This is a genomic window from Stenotrophomonas sp. JAI102, from assembly GCF_013409105.1.
In the GTDB taxonomy this organism is placed as follows: Bacteria; Pseudomonadota; Gammaproteobacteria; order Xanthomonadales; family Xanthomonadaceae; genus Stenotrophomonas; species Stenotrophomonas maltophilia_AA.
The window spans coordinates 375,176-390,308 of sequence record NZ_JACCCI010000002.1 but is presented as its reverse complement, the minus strand read 5'-3'; the positions used below and the strand labels follow the sequence as shown (position 1 = coordinate 390,308).

General features: G+C 67.6%; 14 protein-coding genes and 2 riboswitches. Of the genes, 4 read left to right on the top strand and 10 right to left on the bottom strand.

Annotation, left to right across the window (positions count from 1 at the left end):
* Window positions 1-19: 19 nt before the first annotated feature.
* The 3 genes from HDC96_RS10360 to HDC96_RS10350 all read right to left on the bottom strand — a co-directional run bounded on the left by HDC96_RS10360 (window position 20) and on the right by HDC96_RS10350 (window position 1,208).
* Window positions 20-454, bottom strand: coding sequence for a nuclear transport factor 2 family protein (locus tag HDC96_RS10360; protein ID WP_179459921.1), 435 nt, complete (start codon window positions 452-454; stop codon window positions 20-22).
* Between the two features lie 53 nt (window positions 455-507).
* A complete protein-coding gene (locus HDC96_RS10355) occupies window positions 508-852 on the bottom strand; it encodes a ribonuclease E inhibitor RraB (RefSeq protein WP_176988052.1) in 345 nt (114 codons plus the stop codon).
* A gap of 86 nt (window positions 853-938) precedes the next feature.
* Window positions 939-1,208: a GIY-YIG nuclease family protein gene (locus HDC96_RS10350; protein WP_179459920.1), complete on the bottom strand. Its 270-nt coding sequence runs from the start codon at window positions 1,206-1,208 to the stop codon at window positions 939-941.
* A gap of 44 nt (window positions 1,209-1,252) precedes the next feature.
* Window positions 1,253-1,346: riboswitch (glycine riboswitch) on the top strand.
* Window positions 1,347-1,354: 8 nt separating this feature from the next.
* Window positions 1,355-1,446: riboswitch (glycine riboswitch) on the top strand.
* A gap of 91 nt (window positions 1,447-1,537) precedes the next feature.
* Between HDC96_RS10350 and HDC96_RS10345 the strand changes: the two genes are divergently transcribed.
* The 4 genes from HDC96_RS10345 (at window position 1,538) to HDC96_RS10330 (ending at window position 9,741) form a co-directional block, all read left to right on the top strand.
* A complete protein-coding gene (locus HDC96_RS10345) occupies window positions 1,538-2,155 on the top strand; it encodes a trimeric intracellular cation channel family protein (RefSeq protein WP_179459919.1) in 618 nt (205 codons plus the stop codon).
* Window positions 2,156-2,414: 259 nt separating this feature from the next.
* Window positions 2,415-3,575: an MdtA/MuxA family multidrug efflux RND transporter periplasmic adaptor subunit gene (locus HDC96_RS10340; RefSeq protein WP_179459918.1), complete on the top strand. Its 1,161-nt coding sequence runs from the start codon at window positions 2,415-2,417 to the stop codon at window positions 3,573-3,575.
* Window positions 3,572-6,679, top strand: a complete 3,108-nt coding sequence (locus HDC96_RS10335) for an MdtB/MuxB family multidrug efflux RND transporter permease subunit (RefSeq protein ID WP_179459917.1) — start codon at window positions 3,572-3,574, stop codon at window positions 6,677-6,679. Before HDC96_RS10340 ends, HDC96_RS10335 begins: the two co-directional genes overlap by 4 nt.
* On the top strand, window positions 6,676-9,741 hold the full coding sequence (locus tag HDC96_RS10330) for an efflux RND transporter permease subunit (protein WP_179459916.1): 3,066 nt from the start codon (window positions 6,676-6,678) through the stop codon (window positions 9,739-9,741). Before HDC96_RS10335 ends, HDC96_RS10330 begins: the two co-directional genes overlap by 4 nt.
* A gap of 132 nt (window positions 9,742-9,873) precedes the next feature.
* Here HDC96_RS10330 and HDC96_RS10325 read toward each other — a convergent pair whose 3' ends face one another.
* The 7 genes from HDC96_RS10325 to HDC96_RS10295 all read right to left on the bottom strand — a co-directional run bounded on the left by HDC96_RS10325 (window position 9,874) and on the right by HDC96_RS10295 (window position 15,112).
* Window positions 9,874-10,350 (bottom strand): GNAT family N-acetyltransferase, encoded by a 477-nt coding sequence (locus HDC96_RS10325; protein WP_179459915.1) that lies wholly within the window; start codon window positions 10,348-10,350, stop codon window positions 9,874-9,876.
* A 3-nt stretch (window positions 10,351-10,353) separates the two neighbouring features.
* A complete protein-coding gene (locus HDC96_RS10320; RefSeq protein ID WP_179459914.1) occupies window positions 10,354-10,623 on the bottom strand; it encodes a DUF1778 domain-containing protein in 270 nt (89 codons plus the stop codon).
* Between the two features lie 178 nt (window positions 10,624-10,801).
* Entirely contained in the window at window positions 10,802-11,875 is a 1,074-nt protein-coding gene (gene aroG, locus HDC96_RS10315) for a 3-deoxy-7-phosphoheptulonate synthase AroG (RefSeq protein WP_179459913.1), read from the bottom strand.
* Between the two features lie 270 nt (window positions 11,876-12,145).
* Complete coding sequence (locus HDC96_RS10310; protein WP_179459912.1) at window positions 12,146-12,493, bottom strand: DUF6616 family protein; 348 nt, start codon at window positions 12,491-12,493, stop codon at window positions 12,146-12,148.
* A 14-nt stretch (window positions 12,494-12,507) separates the two neighbouring features.
* On the bottom strand, window positions 12,508-13,248 hold the full coding sequence (locus tag HDC96_RS10305) for a DNA alkylation repair protein (RefSeq protein WP_179459911.1): 741 nt from the start codon (window positions 13,246-13,248) through the stop codon (window positions 12,508-12,510).
* Window positions 13,245-13,739: a MarR family transcriptional regulator gene (locus HDC96_RS10300; RefSeq protein ID WP_179459910.1), complete on the bottom strand. Its 495-nt coding sequence runs from the start codon at window positions 13,737-13,739 to the stop codon at window positions 13,245-13,247. The genes HDC96_RS10305 and HDC96_RS10300 overlap by 4 nt, the downstream gene beginning before the upstream one ends.
* A 68-nt stretch (window positions 13,740-13,807) precedes the next feature.
* Window positions 13,808-15,112 carry an ATP-binding protein gene (locus HDC96_RS10295; RefSeq protein WP_179460386.1) on the bottom strand — a complete coding sequence of 435 codons (1,305 nt, stop codon included), beginning with the start codon at window positions 15,110-15,112 and terminating at the stop codon, window positions 13,808-13,810.
* Window positions 15,113-15,133: the final 21 nt, after the last annotated feature.

Sequence of the window (15,133 nt, the reverse complement as noted above, 5' to 3'; positions counted from 1 at the left end):
CGTGCCTGGCTGCCATCGCTCACTTCGGCTTGCTGTACCACAGCGCGTTGACGATCACCCAGCGCTCGCCGAACCGCCCCATGTGGAAATAATCCACGAACCACGGGGTTTCCAGCCGCACCGAGGCGGCGTTGCCAACGACGTCGAGCACCTTGCATTGCCGGTTCCACGCGGCCTTCGGCGTCTTCAGCGCGCCAGCACGGGTCAACCCGACCAGTTCCTCTTTCGACATCCGGCGCAAGCCAAGCCGCTCGTCCGGCGTATCGCCCAGGATCGCGCGCTTCGCCAGGTCCGGGTGCAGCGAGCGCGCCACGCGCTCGGGATTCCCTTCCAGCTGCCCATCCACATAGTCGAAGCAGGTTGCTTCGATGGCGGCCAGCGTGGCCGGATCAGGACCATGGGCCGCCGGTGTGGCGGCCGTGGCAACCGCGAGCATCAGGGACAACGTCGACATCGATTCTCTCCGGCAGGGGGACCTTCGAATGGGTCACGCGGCGTTGCGGTGGCTCACCCCTGCGACAGGCATCCCCAGCCGTCGACCTGGCCGCTGTAGGAGACCGCCTCGCTGGCGAGCAGGCCTTCGAAGCCCGAGATGTTCTGATGCGTCGGCAGCATCAGCGGATGCACCACCACCTGCCACGGGAACTCATCGTTGCCCTCGTACGCGGCGAAGGACACCTTCTGGTCGTTCTTGAGCAGGTGCACGGCGAAGGCGATCGCCACGTCCTGGGTCGGGAAGATCAGCGCGAAATCCACCTCGCGCGGAATGGTCAGATCGTCTCCGTCCTGCAGCATGTTCCAGAGCACATCGCCATTCTCATCTTCCGGGTACAACGACAGATCGCGGGACATGGCACTCCAGGGCTTGGGCAAGCGGATCAACGAACGATGCTCGATGGTATGCCGCCAGCGGAGCCCCGAACAACCCGCGCGCGGGCCTAGTTGGGATCGGGCAGCGCCAGCCACGCCAGCTTGCGCTCCCGCGGTTGCCGCTTGAGCTGCCACTCGGCCTTCGAGGCCGCCGCGCGGTCCGGGTAGGCGCGCATCGCCAGCACCTTCACCGGCGGGTTGGCCCGCGTGTATTTCGCCCCTTTACCGGCGAGGTGGGCCTGGAAGCGCGCGTCCACATCGTTGCTGATGCCGGCGTAATAGCTGCCGTTGCGGCATTCGAGCAGGTACAGATACCAGAGGGCAGGTTCAGCGGGCATACCGGGATTATCGCCCGGTGCGGGCCCGGCGGCTGCTAGAATCCGCCCCGGATGCAGGAGAGAGGCGCCGCGCTGGCGCCCGCCGAAGGCGCAGGCTCCCATAATCGCTCAGGCCGGTGGCTGCACAGCCACCAACCATGCATCCGACACGCCGATCTGGAGAGAGGTCTTCAATGACCCGCCGAAGGGGCACGTGGCCTTGGCCACCGAACTCTCAGGCAAAAGGACAGCGGGAGCGGCAACGGAATCCCACCCACGACAGTGCAGCAGCGCTGGCGTGACGCGTGCGCGTTTCCGTCCCCGCCTGCCGTGTCCCCGGAGCCACCCCCATGCTGCTCTCCCTGATCTACCTCATCGCCATCTCGGCCGAAGCCATGACCGGCGCGCTGTCGGCCGGCCGCCGCCGCATGGACCTGTTCGGCGTGGTCATCATCGCCTGCGTCACCGCGCTCGGTGGCGGCTCGCTGCGCGACATCGTGCTCGGCCATTACCCGCTGGGCTGGGTGAAACACCCGGAATACCTGGGCTTCACCATCTGCGCGGCACTGATCGCCACCTGGGTCGCCCGCTGGATGCATCATTTCCGCCGGACCTTCCTGGTGCTCGATGGATTGGGACTGATCGCCTTCACCCTGATCGGCTGCGCGGTCGCACGCGAGGGCGGGCACACCGTGCCGATCATCCTGATCGCCGGCATGCTCACCGGTGCGTTCGGCGGCGTGCTGCGCGATGTGCTGTGCAACGAGGTGCCGCTGATCTTCCAGAAAGAACTGTATGCGGTGATCACCCTGCTCACTGGTGCGGCGTACCTGGCGCTGCTGGAACTCGGCGTGTCGCTCAACGCGGCGACGCTGTGGTGCCTGGGCGGCGGCTTCCTGTTCCGCCTGCTGGCGATCCACTTCAACTGGGAAATGCCGAAGTTCGTGTACCGCGACGAGGTGCATTGAACGGAACGTTCAATGCACCGGTAGCACCCGACCGTTGGTCATCCACCCGGGCCCTGCCCCGCCCCATGACCAAGGGCATGTGAGTGCAGGCACCCACACGCGGTACCATGACGCCCCCGCCCCTCCCGGGTCGGTATCCAGCCACGCTGCGGCATTCGACCAGCGGCCCCGCCAGACAACCCCACTTCGCCCCGCCTGCCCCCCCGGGCCGGTTAAACCATGGACGCGTTCGCCGTGTGGCGTACGCGCAGGATGCCCCATGTCTGCCCCGCTCCCCTCGCGTTCCCGTCGTCTGTTCAAACCGCTGTTGGTCGTGGCCGTACTGGCCGCCGCCGTGATCGCCTGGCGGGTGTTGTCGCCCGCGCCGACCGCCGAGGCCGCGCCTGCGAGCACCGCCACCCCGGTACGCGTGGCCACCGCCCAGCAGGAAGACCTGGTGGTGCGCCTGAAGGCGCTCGGTACGGTGACGCCGCTGCATACGGTGGGCATCCGCAGCCGCGTGGATGGCGAGCTGCTGCGGCTGGCGTTCTCCGAGGGCCAGCACGTCACCGCCGGCGAGCTGCTGGCCGAGATCGATCCGCGCCCGTTCCAGGTACAGCTGTCGCGTGCGCTGGGCACCCAGCAGCAGAACCTGGCCGAGCTGGACAACGCCGAAAGCCAGCTCAAGCGCTTCACGGAGCTGCAGAGCAAGCACTTCGTCTCCGCGCAGGACCTGAGTGATCAGCAGAGCAAGGTGCGCCAGTTGCAGGGCCGTCGCCAGACCGACCAGGCGGCCGTGGATGAAGCGCGCCTGCAACTGCAGTACACCCGCATCACCGCGCCGGTGGCCGGGCGCATGGGCCTGCGCAACGTGGATGTCGGCAACCTGGTGCGCAGTGGCGATACCGAACCACTGGCCACCATCACCCAGACCATCCCGATCAGCGTGCTGTTCACCGTGCCCGAGCCGGACCTGCCGGCGGTGGTCGCCGCGGCACGCGCGAATCCGCAGCTGACCGTGGAAGCCTGGGACCGCGAAGAGCGCACCGCGCTCGGCGACGGCGTGCTCTCCAGCCTGGACAACCGCATCGACACCGCCACCGGCACGCTGAAGCTGCGCGCGCAGTTCGCCAATGCCGATGAGTCGCTGTTCCCCAACCAGTTCGTCAACGTGCGCCTGCAGGTCAGCAGCAGCGATGCAGTGGTCATTCCGAACGCGGCCGTGCAGTTCGGCAGCAAGGGCAGCTACGTCTACGTGATCGCCGCCGATGCCACCTCGCATCTGCGCAATGTAGTGCTCGGCCCGGCCGATGGCGAGCGCGTCTCGGTGCGCGAAGGGCTCAAAGCTGGCGAGCGCGTGGTGGTGGAAGGCATCGACGGCCTGCGCGACGGCGCCAAGGTCGAGGTGGTGGAGCAGGACCCGCCGCGGACCGGCGCATGAACCTCTCGCGTCCCTTCATCGAGCGCCCGGTCGCGACCACGCTGCTGATGGTGGCGCTGCTGCTGTCCGGCGTGATGGCCTACCGCCTGCTGCCGGTCGCGGCGCTGCCGCAGGTCGATTACCCGATCATCCAGATCACCACGCTGTATCCCGGTGCCAGCCCGGATGTCACCACCAGCGCGGTCACTGCGCCGCTGGAACGCCAGCTGGGGCAGATTCCCGGCCTGAAGCAGATGTCCTCGACCAGCTCCGGCGGGGCCTCGGTGATCACCCTGCAGTTCTCGCTGGAGGTCGCGCTCGGCGTGGCCGAACAGGACGTGCAGGCCGCGATCAACGCCGCCGACAGCTTCCTGCCTGATGATCTGCCAGTGCCCCCGGTGTATCGCAAGGTCAATCCCGCCGACACCCCGATCCTGACCCTGGCGGTGACCTCGCAGGGCCTCTCGCTGCCGCAGGTGCACGATCTGGTCGATACGCGCATGGCGCAGCGGCTCTCGCAGCTGCCCGGCGTCGGCCTGGTCAGCCTGGCCGGCGGTCAGCGTCCGGCAGTCCGCATCCAGGTCAATCCGTCCGCGCTGGCCGCCAACGGCCTGAGCATGGCCAGCATCCGCACCGCGATCGGCACGGCCAACGTCAACATGCCCAAGGGCAGCTTCGACGGTCCGACCCGGGCGATCATGCTCGATGCCAACGACCAGATGCGCTCGGTGGCCGAGTACCGTGCCCTGATCCTGGCCTGGAAGGATGGCGCACCGCTGCGCCTGGGCGACGTCGCCAGCATCGAGGATGGCGCCGAGAACCGCCAGCTGGCCGCGTGGTCGGGCACCACCCCGGCCGTGCTGATCAACATCCAACGCCAGCCCGGCGCGAACGTGATCGCCGTGGTCGACCAGGTGCGAGCGCTGCTGCCGCAGCTGCAGGCCTCGCTGCCGGCCGGCGTGGATGTGGCCATCCTGAGCGATCGCACCGAATCGATCCGCGCCTCGATCCGCGGCGTGCAGCACGAGCTGCTGATCGCGATCGCGCTGGTGGTGATGGTCACCTTCGTCTTCCTGCGCAACATCCCGGCCACGATCATTCCCAGCATCGCGGTACCGCTGTCGCTGGTCGGCACGTTCGGGGTGATGCTGCTGGCCGGCTTCTCGCTCAACAACCTCACCCTGATGGCGCTGACCATCGCCACCGGTTTCGTGGTGGACGATGCGATCGTGATGCTGGAGAACATCGCCCGTCATCTGGAGCGCGGGGCCACGCCGATGCAGGCGGCACTCAAGGGCGCCAGGCAGATCGGCTTCACCCTGATCTCGCTGACCCTGTCGCTGATCGCGGTGCTGATCCCGCTGCTGTTCATGGCCGACGTGGTCGGCAAGCTGTTCCATGAGTTCGCGATCACGCTCGCGGTCGCGATCGGCATCTCGCTGCTGGTCTCGCTGACGCTGACGCCGATGATGTGCGCGCGCCTGCTCAAGGCCGGGCATGCCACCCGTCGCGATGCCGACGGATACGAATCGGCGCAGCAGGGCGACCCGTTCGACCGCGTCGTGGCGGTCTACGACCGCCAGCTGCACTGGGTGCTGCAGCGCCAGCCGCTGATGCTGGCCGCGACCGTGGCCACGCTGGTGCTGACGGCGCTGTTATACGTGTGGGTGCCCAAGGGCTTCTTCCCGGTGCAGGATGCCGGGCTGATCCAGGGCATCAGCGAGGCGCCGCAGTCGATCTCCTTCCAGGCGATGTCGCAGCGCCAGCAGGCACTGTCGGCGGCGCTGCTGGACGACGAGGACGTGGCCAGCCTGTCCTCGTTCATCGGCGTGGATGGCAACAACGCCACGCTCAACAGCGGGCGCCTGCTGATCGAATTGAAACCGCACGCGCAGCGCGACGCCAATGCGCAGGCGATCATCGCGCGGCTGCAGCAACGCGCGGCACACGTGCCGGGCATCACGCTGTACCTGCAGCCGGTGCAGGAGCTGGGCATCGAGGACCGGATCAGCCGGACCCAGTACCAGTTCACCCTGACCAGCCCGGACATCGCGCAGCTGGAAACGTGGACACCGCGCCTGCTCGCGCATCTGCAGCAGGCACCGGCGTTGGCCGGCGTGGCCAGCGATCTGCAGAACCAGGGTCTGCAGGCCCACGTGGTGATCGACCGCGTGGCTGCCGCGCGCCTGGGGATCAGCGTGGAGGCCATCGCCGACGCACTGTACGACGCGTTCGGGCAGCGCCAGATCTCGACCATCTTCACCCAGGCCAACCAGTACCGCGTGGTGCTGGAAGCGCGCCCGGACGTGGCCTTCGGCCCGGACGCCATCGCCCGCCTGCACGTCAGCGGGCCGGACGGACGGCAGGTGCCGCTGGGCGGCATCGCGCGGATCGAGCAGCGCCCCGCGCAGCTGCTGATCAACCACGTCGGCCAGTTCCCGGCGGTGACGTTCTCGTTCAACCTTGCCCCGGAGGCGTCGCTGGGCGAAGCGGTGCAGGCGATCGAGGGCGCACGCGCCGCGATCGGCCTGCCGACCAGCGTGGAGCTGCGCCTGCAGGGTGCGGCCGATGCATTCCGCGCGTCGCTGTCGAGCACCTTGTGGCTGGTGCTGGCGGCGGTGGTGGTGATGTACCTGGTGCTGGGCGTGCTCTATGAGAGCTTCATCCACCCGATCACCATCCTCTCCACCCTGCCCTCGGCCACGGTCGGCGCGTTGCTTGCGCTGCTGGTCAGCGGGCGCAGCCTGGACCTGATCGCGGTGATCGGCATCGTGCTGCTGATCGGGCTGGTCAAGAAGAACGCGATCATGATGATCGACTTCGCGCTGGAGGCCGAGCGCGAGCACGGCATGGCGCCGCGTCAGGCCATCCATCAGGCCGCGTTGCTGCGCTTCCGCCCGATCCTGATGACGACGCTGGCCGCGTTGTTCGGCGCGATCCCGTTGATGTTCGCCAGTGGCTCGGGCGCGGAGCTGCGCCAGCCGCTGGGCCTGGTCATGGTCGGCGGGCTGATCGTCAGCCAGGTGCTGACCCTGTTCACCACGCCGGTGATCTACCTGTTCTTCGACCGCTTCCGCCAGCACCCCGCGCCGGTGACCGACGAGGCTGACGAGGCGCTGGCGTGAGTCCGCTGTCGCGGGCGATCGGCTGGTTCGTCCAGCATCCGGTCGCCACCGTGCTGCTGGCGGTGGCGGTGGTGCTGGCCGGCCTGCTCGGGCTGCGCCTGCTGCCGGTCGCGCCGCTGCCGCAGGTCGACTACCCGGCGATCAACGTCAGTGCCAGCCTGCCCGGCGCGAGCCCCGAATCGATGGCGGCCAACGTCGCCACGCCGCTGGAACGTGCCCTGGGCACCATCCCGGGGCTGACCGGGATCGACTCGGCCAGTACCCAGGGCTCGACCCAGGTCGAGTTGACGTTCGCGCTCGGCCGCAACGTGGACGATGCCGCGCGCGACGTGCAGGCGGCGATCAACGCGGCGCGCGCGCAGCTGCCCAGCGGCATGCCGGGCATGCCGCAGTACCGCAAAGTGAATCCCTCGCAGGCGCCGATCATGGCGCTGGCGCTGAGTTCGGACAGCCTTTCGCCGGGGCAGATCTACGACGTGGCCTCCACCGTGATCGCGCAGAAACTGGCGCAGATTCCCGGCGTCGGCGAGGTGCAGGTGGGCGGCAGTTCGCTGCCGGCGGTGCGCGTGTCGCTGGATCCCAATGCACTGAACCACCACCGCATCGCGCTGGACGACATCGCCGCGGCGATCCGCAATGCCAACGCGCTCAAGCCGCTGGGGACGGTGGCCAGCCAGGCCCGGCAGTGGCAGCTGGAAGCCACGCTGCAGCTGCGCACCGCCGCCGAGTACCGCCGCCTGATCGTGGCGATGCGCGATGGCCGCCCGGTCTACCTGGAGGACGTGGCCGGGATCAGCGAAGGCGTCGAGGACCGCTACGCCAGCGGCTTCCACAACGAGCGCCCGGCGGTGCTGCTGATCGTCAGCCGCCAGCCGGACGCCAACATCATCGAGACCGTCGACGCCATCCAGGCGCAGATGGACACGCTGCAGGCGCTGCTGCCGGCCAACATCGACATGCAGGTAGTGATGGACCGCTCGCCGGTGATCCGTGCCACCCTGCGCGAGGCCGAACTGACCCTGCTGCTGGCGATCGCCCTGGTGGTGCTGGTGGTGCTGGCGTTCCTCGGCCACTGGCGCGCGGCGCTGGTGCCGACCGTGGCGATCCCGGTCTCGCTGCTGGGCGCGCTGGCGATCATCGCCCTGCTCGGGTTCTCGCTCAACACGCTTTCACTGATGGCCCTGATCGTGGCGGCGGTGCTGGTGGTGGACGATGCGATCGTGGTGCTGGAGAACATCGCCCGCCATCGCGAGGAAGGCGCCTCGCCGATGACCGCCGCGCTGCGCGGCGCGGGTGAAGTCGGTGCCACGCTGCTGTCGATGAACATCGCGCTGGCCGTGGTGTTCATCTCGATCCTGTTCCTGGATGACTTCGTCGAGAAGCTGTTCCGCGAGTTCTCGCTGACCCTGGTGGCAGCGATGGGCGTCTCGCTGCTGGTCTCGCTCAGCCTGACCCCGATGCTGTGCGCGCGCCTGCTCGGTCAGGCACGGCCCGGCCCCGGCAATGGGCTGCAGCGCGCCGGCACCGCGCTGTTCGAGCGCCTGCGCGGCGCCTACGTGGGCAGCCTGCAGACGATGCTGCGCTGGCTCGCGCTGCCGCTGCTGCTGTTCGCCGGCGTGATCGCGTTGAACGTGTGGCTGTTCCAGCAGGTGCCCAAGGGCATCGTGCCCAAGCAGGACACTGCCCAGCTGCGTGGCTTCGCGCGCGGCGACGACGGCCTCTCGTTCCAGGTCATGCAGCCCAAGATCGAGGCCTACCGCAAACTGCTGCTGGCCGACCCGGCGATCAGCGACATCATCGGGTACATCGGTGGCCGCAGCGGGGTCAACAACGCCTTCATCATGATCAAGATGAAGCCGCTGGCCGAACGCAAGGTCTCCAGCCAGCAGGTGATCGACCGCCTGCGCGCCAACATGCCGAAGATTCCCGGCGGCGGGATGTTCCTGTGGGTGGACCAGGACATCAAGCTGGAAGGCAGCGGCGACAGCGGCCAGTACGAGTTCCAGCTGCTCTCCGGCGAGCTGGAGCCACTGCGGCAATGGACGCCCAGGGTGGCCGATGCACTGCGCGCCCTGCCCGAGCTGGTCGATGTGGAATCCAAGGGCGATGAAGGCATGCGCCAGGTGGTGCTCGACATCGACCGCGATGCCGCGGCACGCCTGGGCGTGGACATGCGCATGATCGCCTCGGTGCTCAACAACGCCTTCAGCCAGCGCCAGGTCGCCACGCTGTACGACACCCTCAACCAGTACCGCGTGGTGATGGAGCTGGACCCGCGCTACACCCAGGATCCCTCCACGCTGGAGCAGATCCATGTGATCGGCAAGGACGGCCAGCGCCTGCCACTGTCCTCGATTGCCAGCTGGTCCTACGGCATGGCACCGGACCGCATTTACCACAGCCAGCAGTTTGCCTCGGTCTGGATCGAGTTCGCGCTGGCGCCCGGCGTCACCCTCGACCAGGCGGTGAAAGCGGTGGACCAGGCCATGGGCAGGATCATGCTGCCCACCCATGTGCAGGCGCGGCTCAGTGGCGAGGCCGGTGGCTTCGAGAAGCTGCGCGAGCGCCAGCTGTGGCTGATCCTCGGCGCGATGCTGGCGGTGTATCTGGTGCTGGGCGTGCTGTACGAGAGCTTCGTGCAGCCACTCGCGATCCTCTCCACCCTGCCCTCGGCGGGCGTGGGCGCATTGCTGGCGCTGATGGCCTTCGGCAACGAGTTGAACCTGATCTCGCTGCTCGGCCTGTTCCTGCTGGTGGGCGTGGTGATGAAGAACACCATCCTGATCATCGACTTCGCACTGTCGGCCGAACGCGAGCGCGGCCTGTCGTCATACGACGCGATCTGCGAGGCGGCACGACTGCGGTTCCGCCCGATCCTGATGACCAGCGTGGCGGCCCTGCTGGGCACGTTGCCGCTGATGCTGGCGACCGGTGAGGGCTGGGAGATGCGTCAGCCGTTGGGCATCGCGATTGTCGGCGGCCTGCTGGTCAGCCAGTGGCTGACCCTGTACACCACGCCGGCGATCTACCTGGCGTTGGCGAAGCTGAGGCGCGCCGCGTGATCATCGAACGCGCGACACCCCAGGGGTAGAGCCACGCCATGCGTGGCTGCTTCTGCATACGGCGTTGCGGCGTTGGGGCGTTGGGGTAGTGTGCGCAGCCACCCATGGGGTGGCTCTACTTGGCTGGACGCCCTATGTCACCGGGAGCATCAGCGTCATGGCATCCATCGGCGATTCCATGAAGCCGTGCTTGAGATAGAACGCTTTGGCCGTCTCGTCGAAAGCGTGGCACAACATCGCACGCGCGCCGACCTGCGCGCAGACCTGCAGCGTGCGTTGCACAGCGTCCTTCAGCAGGCCCGCGCCGATGCCTTGGCCGACCCAGTCGGCATGGACGGCCAACCTGCCCAGTACGATGACCGGAATGGGATGCGGCATGTTCCGGCGCAGGCGACCGGGAACCAGTTGATGTGAAACACCGCCGGCAGCAAGTGCGTAGTAACCGACCACGTTGTGTTGCGCATCATAGACAACAAAACACCGCGACGCACCCGATGCCTGGTTCTGATGCGCACGCTCCAGCAACCACGAGGTCAGCTCTGCCGCGCTGCATCGAAACTGCTCCAATCGATGCCCTTGAGCAAGCGCTTGTGGCGCAGACAACCGCAATGCTCAACGCTCCCAGGGTGCAGACGTGCTCAACAGATGCCTGATGGCGGCGTTGTTTTCCAGCGGTGCATCCAGCAGCGCATTGAAGCGTCGCAGCTCCTGAGGACTCAGTGAGAACTGTGTCTGGTCCGCCAGTACCTCTCGCGCTTTCTCACAGGCAGCATCGAGGATGAACTCGGTACGGCTCACGCCGGTAACCTCGACCGCACGGTCTATCAGCGCCTGCTTGTCGGCGGGCGCCCGGAAGTTGATGACTTTGCTGGCGAGGACCATGGGAGGCATTCCGGAAGTCTGTGCATACAATGTACACACAATCGGATGGTCGCTCAACGGTGCACCCCACGTTCCAAACGGTGAGGCCAGGGTATGCCGTTGGTTCTCAATGAAAAATAGGGAGTTTCCCCGGAATGCCGTAGGCCGGAGCGCCCCGCGCAGGGGGCGCGCCGACGCCTCAAGCGGCCTTGCTGATCCGCACCGCCCGCCGTGCACGCACTGCCTCGGCGAGACTCTCCAGCACCACCAGCGAGCTGTCCCAGCCGATGCAGCCATCGGTGATGCTCTGCCCGTAGGTCAGCGGCTGGCCGTCGACCAGATCCTGCCGGCCGGCCACCAGATGGCTCTCCACCATGACACCGACGATGCGCTCTTCGCCATTGGCCAGCTGCGCATTGATGTCCGCGATGACCTTCGGCTGGTTCTCCGGATTCTTGCTGCTGTTGGCGTGGCTGGCATCGATCATGATGCGCGCGGCCAGGTGCGACTTGGCCAGGGTCTGGCTGGTCGCTTCAACGTGGTCGGCAGCGTAGTTCGGCGTCTTGCCGCCGCGCAGGATCACGTGGCAATCCGGATTGCCGGCGGTGGCCACGATGGCGGTGCCGCCTTCCTTGGTCACCGACAGGAAGTGATGTGGATTCGACGCAGCACCGATCGCATCGGCGGCGATCTTGATGTTGCCGTCGGTGCCGTTCTTGAACCCCACCGGGCAGGACAGCCCCGAGGCCAGTTCGCGATGCACCTGGCTTTCGGTGGTCCGCGCGCCGATCGCGCCCCAGGCGACCAGGTCGGCGATGTACTGCGGCGAGATCACGTCGAGGAATTCAACGCCGGCAGGCAGGCCGAGCTTGTTGATGTCGCGCAGCAGACCGCGCGCCACGCGCAGGCCCTTGTTGATGTTGAAGCTGCCGTCCAAGTCCGGATCGTTGATCAGGCCCTTCCAGCCCACCGTGGTGCGCGGCTTTTCGAAGTACACGCGCATGACGATTTCCAGCTCGTCGGCGTAGGCATCGCGCAGCGGTTTGAGGCGCTGGGCGTATTCGATGGCAGCTACCGGGTCATGGATCGAGCACGGGCCGATCACCACCGCGAGGCGGTCGTCGCGGCCGTGCAGGATCTCGTGCAGGGCCGCGCGCGAGGCGCTGACCGTATCGGAGGCTTCATCGTCGCAGGGCAGCATCGCCAGCAACTGTGCCGGCGGGGTCAACGGTTCGATCTTGCGGATGCGCAGGTCGTCGGTATGCGGGGGCATGGGGTAACTCCTTGGAAGTGGGGGTCCCCAGCGCGGCGGCAACAAAAAAGCCGCCAGGTGCGCTGGCGGCTTTCGGGAATGCGTCTGAAGGTTTCTTCAGGGTGAGCGCATGCCTTCCTCCGCCGGTGGCTTCGGAAAGTAATACCAAAAGTAGGCATTGGCGGGGCGTGCGTTCATTGGGGAGTATTGATAACACAGGGGTTTGGAGGTGCCAACTGTTTCATTCGCAACTGCGATGAGCGTTCAGCCGTCATCCGTCCCAGCGCGCGATCACCCGCGCGGCAGTGCGGCCAGCTCGGCCAGGTGCTGCTGCAGGTTTCCTGCGGCGCCCAGCGCATGGGTGGTGGTGAAATACTCATGCCAGCCGGTGGCGCCGATCGCCGCCAGCAGGGCATCGGCATCCAGCCGCTCGGCGCACTGCCACACTGCATAGAACCGCTCGGCCGTGGTGTGCGGCACGTCCTGTTCGATGCGGCCCATCGCCACCGGCGTGATCCGGGCCGGATCCACGTGCTGCATGCCGGCCCCGATGCGGGCGAAGAACGCGCCGCGCGATACCGGATCCAGCGCGGTCCAGGCGGGGGTAGCGGTGTACAGCTCGATCAACATGTGCGACATGGCATTCCTTGAGGTCAGAGCGAGCGCAGGGCGCGCTTGCGGATGTAGGTGTTGGCCGGATCGTCAGCGTGCTGTTGCTGCCATTCGGCGCACAGCGCGCGGACCCAGTCCGGCTGGGTCTTGCCGGCGTCGTTGAGCCAGTTGCCGACCGAATCCTGCACATAGCGCGAGGCATCACGGCACAGCGCCTGCAGCAGTGGCAGGGCGTGGTGTGGTTCCTGCTTGAACAGCGTGATGTGGGCTGCCCACACACCCCGCGGACGCAGCGCTTCGCAGGCGAAGCGGCGCACGTTGGGTGAGGCGTCGGTGGTCCAGCCGCGCAGGTGCGTCAGCACCCGCAGCGGTTCGGAGACAATATGCGGTCGCACGGCCAGCCACGCCCACTCGCGCACGCCGAAGTGCGCGTCATCGGCCAGCGGGCGCAGCGCATCCAGCTTGCGCTCCAGCGACAAGGCGGGATCGCTGCCGATCAGATAGCAGGCCCAGCCACGCACGGTGTCGCTGGTGTGCCGCGACCACGGCGCGTGGTCACCGTGTCCGTGCACGCGCAGCAGGGTGGCGGCACCCTGCATGCGCAGCGTGATGCCGCGCTTGGCCGCGTTGCGCATCGGGGTGATCGCCGAGGCGGGCAGGCCGGGCGCGATATTGGCCATGAGCTTGGCGAAGTCCACTGCCAGCACTTCGGCCAGGTGGGTGGCTTCGGTTTCACCACGATCCAGCTGCCCGCGTCGCTCGCGGGTGATGGGCTGTTTCATGCGGCACGCCCTGCGTCGGTGCGCGACCACACGCGTTGCAGCAGCGTGCCGAGCGTGCGGCGCTCGCTGGGACTGATGTCGGCGAACAGCGAGGCGATCCAGTGCGTCTGCTGGTCGAAGAGCTGCGCGGCCAGGGTCTGGCCTGCCGCGGTCAACTGCACATGGATGCGCCGCTTGTCCTCCGGATCGCTGTGACGGCTCACCAGCTGCTCGCGCTCCAGCCCATCGAGCAGGCCGGTGATGGTGGCGCGGGTCACCCCGGCACGCTCGGCCAACTGATGGGGCGAGAGCGCGGTGTCGGCGCCACGCAGCAGGAACAGCAGCACGAAACGCCCTTCGCTCAGGCCGAGCGGGGCCAGGCGGCTCGCGCAGTCCTGGTCGATCGCGCTGGCCAGCGACAGCACCTGGAAACACAACGCCAACTCACCCGCGTCCGGCTGGCCACGTCGCTCCAGTTCGGTCAGGAAGGCTTGGTGTTTGATTTCCAGCATGCAGGCGGATCCAACATAGTACGGCGGCTAACTATATCGTCATCCAGCGCATGGAGGAAGACCGATGCCTACTGCGGCGACTTCACCGGCAGCTGCATCCGCACGACCAACCCGCCGCCCGGCCTGTCCAGCAGCCAGAGCTGACCTCCGTGCTGGCGAACCGCGCCCTGGACCACCGCCAGCCCGAGACCGGTGCCGCCGGTGGCGCGATTGCGCGAGCTTTCATGCCGCTGGAAAGGCTGCAGCAACCGGGCTTTCTCGCCATCGGGGATACCCGGCCCGCGGTCGGCGACCTCCAGCCACAGCGCGTCGCCCGTGTTGTGCACCTCCACTTCCACCGTGCCGGCGTAGCGCGCGGCGTTGTCGATGAGGTTGTCCAGTGCGCGCCTGAGCAGGAGGGCGTCACCGTGCCATGGCAGAGGCCCGGTCAGGCCACTGTGGATGTCCACACCACGCAGGCGCGCAGACTGCACGCACTCGTCCAGCAGTGCCGCCATGTCCAGCGACAGCATCGAGGCGGGCTCCAGTTCGCCACGGGCGTAGTCGAGTACCTGTTCGATCATCGCGTTCATGCGTTCGATATCGGCCACCATCCGCGCCGACTGCGCAGGCGGTGCGAACTCGGCGCGCAGGCGCAGCCCGGTCAATGGCGTGCGCAGATCGTGCGCGACCGCGGCCAGCATGCGCGTCATGTCCTGCGCCTGGTCACGGAGACGTTCACGACCGGCATTGATGGCCTTGGCCAACATCTGGACATCGCGTGGGCCGTCGTCGGGCAGCGGCGTGCTGGATTGCAATGTCACGGCAGCGCCGGCATCGGCCAGCCGGCGTAGCGGGCGGCCGATCCTGAGCGCCGCCCATGCCGTCAGGGGCGCCAACAGGAGCGTGCCGCCGAGCAGCGCCAACAGCACCTGGCGCCGCCACGCGACCACGTCGCCCTGGTCGCTGGCCAGCACCTGCCAGCGGCCATCGGCGCGCTGCACGCCAAGCTCGAACAGCGGCCATTGCAGGGCCGCCAGTGCCAGCCCCTGCGCACGCAGCACCTCTGGATCGGCCAGCGCGTCCACCGGGGTACCACGGGAGTACACCTTGATATCCGGCGCATTGCCCGCTCCTTTCCAGACCAGCCTGACATGCTCGACAGGCAGCGCCAGCTGGTGGGCGGTCAACTGTGTCAACCAGGGACTGGCATGACCGCTGGGCGGCGCATCCCGCAGCGTCACCAGCATGCCCTCGGCCGCCGGCGCCCGTTCACCGCGCAGCACCTGCACAGCATGATCCAGCCGCATCTGGGGCGGCGCAGGCCGGGGCATCCAGCCGATCACCGCAAGGCTGACCAGCGTGGCCAACAGCAGGCTGCTCACGGCCAGCATCACGATCCAGGTGGTGGTGGA

Bases quoted from the DNA above. Each gene is read 5' to 3' on its own strand.
- HDC96_RS10360 (WP_179459921.1), bottom strand. From the start codon at position 454: ATGTCGACGTTGTCCCTGATGCTCGCGGTTGCCACGGCCGCCACACCG.
- HDC96_RS10355 (WP_176988052.1), bottom strand. From the start codon at position 852: ATGTCCCGCGATCTGTCGTTGTACCCGGAAGATGAGAATGGCGATGTG.
- HDC96_RS10350 (WP_179459920.1), bottom strand. From the start codon at position 1,208: ATGCCCGCTGAACCTGCCCTCTGGTATCTGTACCTGCTCGAATGCCGC.
- HDC96_RS10345 (WP_179459919.1), top strand. From the start codon at position 1,538: ATGCTGCTCTCCCTGATCTACCTCATCGCCATCTCGGCCGAAGCCATG.
- HDC96_RS10340 (WP_179459918.1), top strand. From the start codon at position 2,415: ATGTCTGCCCCGCTCCCCTCGCGTTCCCGTCGTCTGTTCAAACCGCTG.
- HDC96_RS10335 (WP_179459917.1), top strand. From the start codon at position 3,572: ATGAACCTCTCGCGTCCCTTCATCGAGCGCCCGGTCGCGACCACGCTG.
- HDC96_RS10320 (WP_179459914.1), bottom strand. From the start codon at position 10,623: ATGGTCCTCGCCAGCAAAGTCATCAACTTCCGGGCGCCCGCCGACAAG.
- aroG (WP_179459913.1), bottom strand. From the start codon at position 11,875: ATGCCCCCGCATACCGACGACCTGCGCATCCGCAAGATCGAACCGTTG.
- HDC96_RS10310 (WP_179459912.1), bottom strand. From the start codon at position 12,493: ATGTCGCACATGTTGATCGAGCTGTACACCGCTACCCCCGCCTGGACC.
- HDC96_RS10305 (WP_179459911.1), bottom strand. From the start codon at position 13,248: ATGAAACAGCCCATCACCCGCGAGCGACGCGGGCAGCTGGATCGTGGT.
- HDC96_RS10300 (WP_179459910.1), bottom strand. From the start codon at position 13,739: ATGCTGGAAATCAAACACCAAGCCTTCCTGACCGAACTGGAGCGACGT.
- HDC96_RS10295 (WP_179460386.1), bottom strand. From the start codon at position 15,112: ATGCTGGCCGTGAGCAGCCTGCTGTTGGCCACGCTGGTCAGCCTTGCG.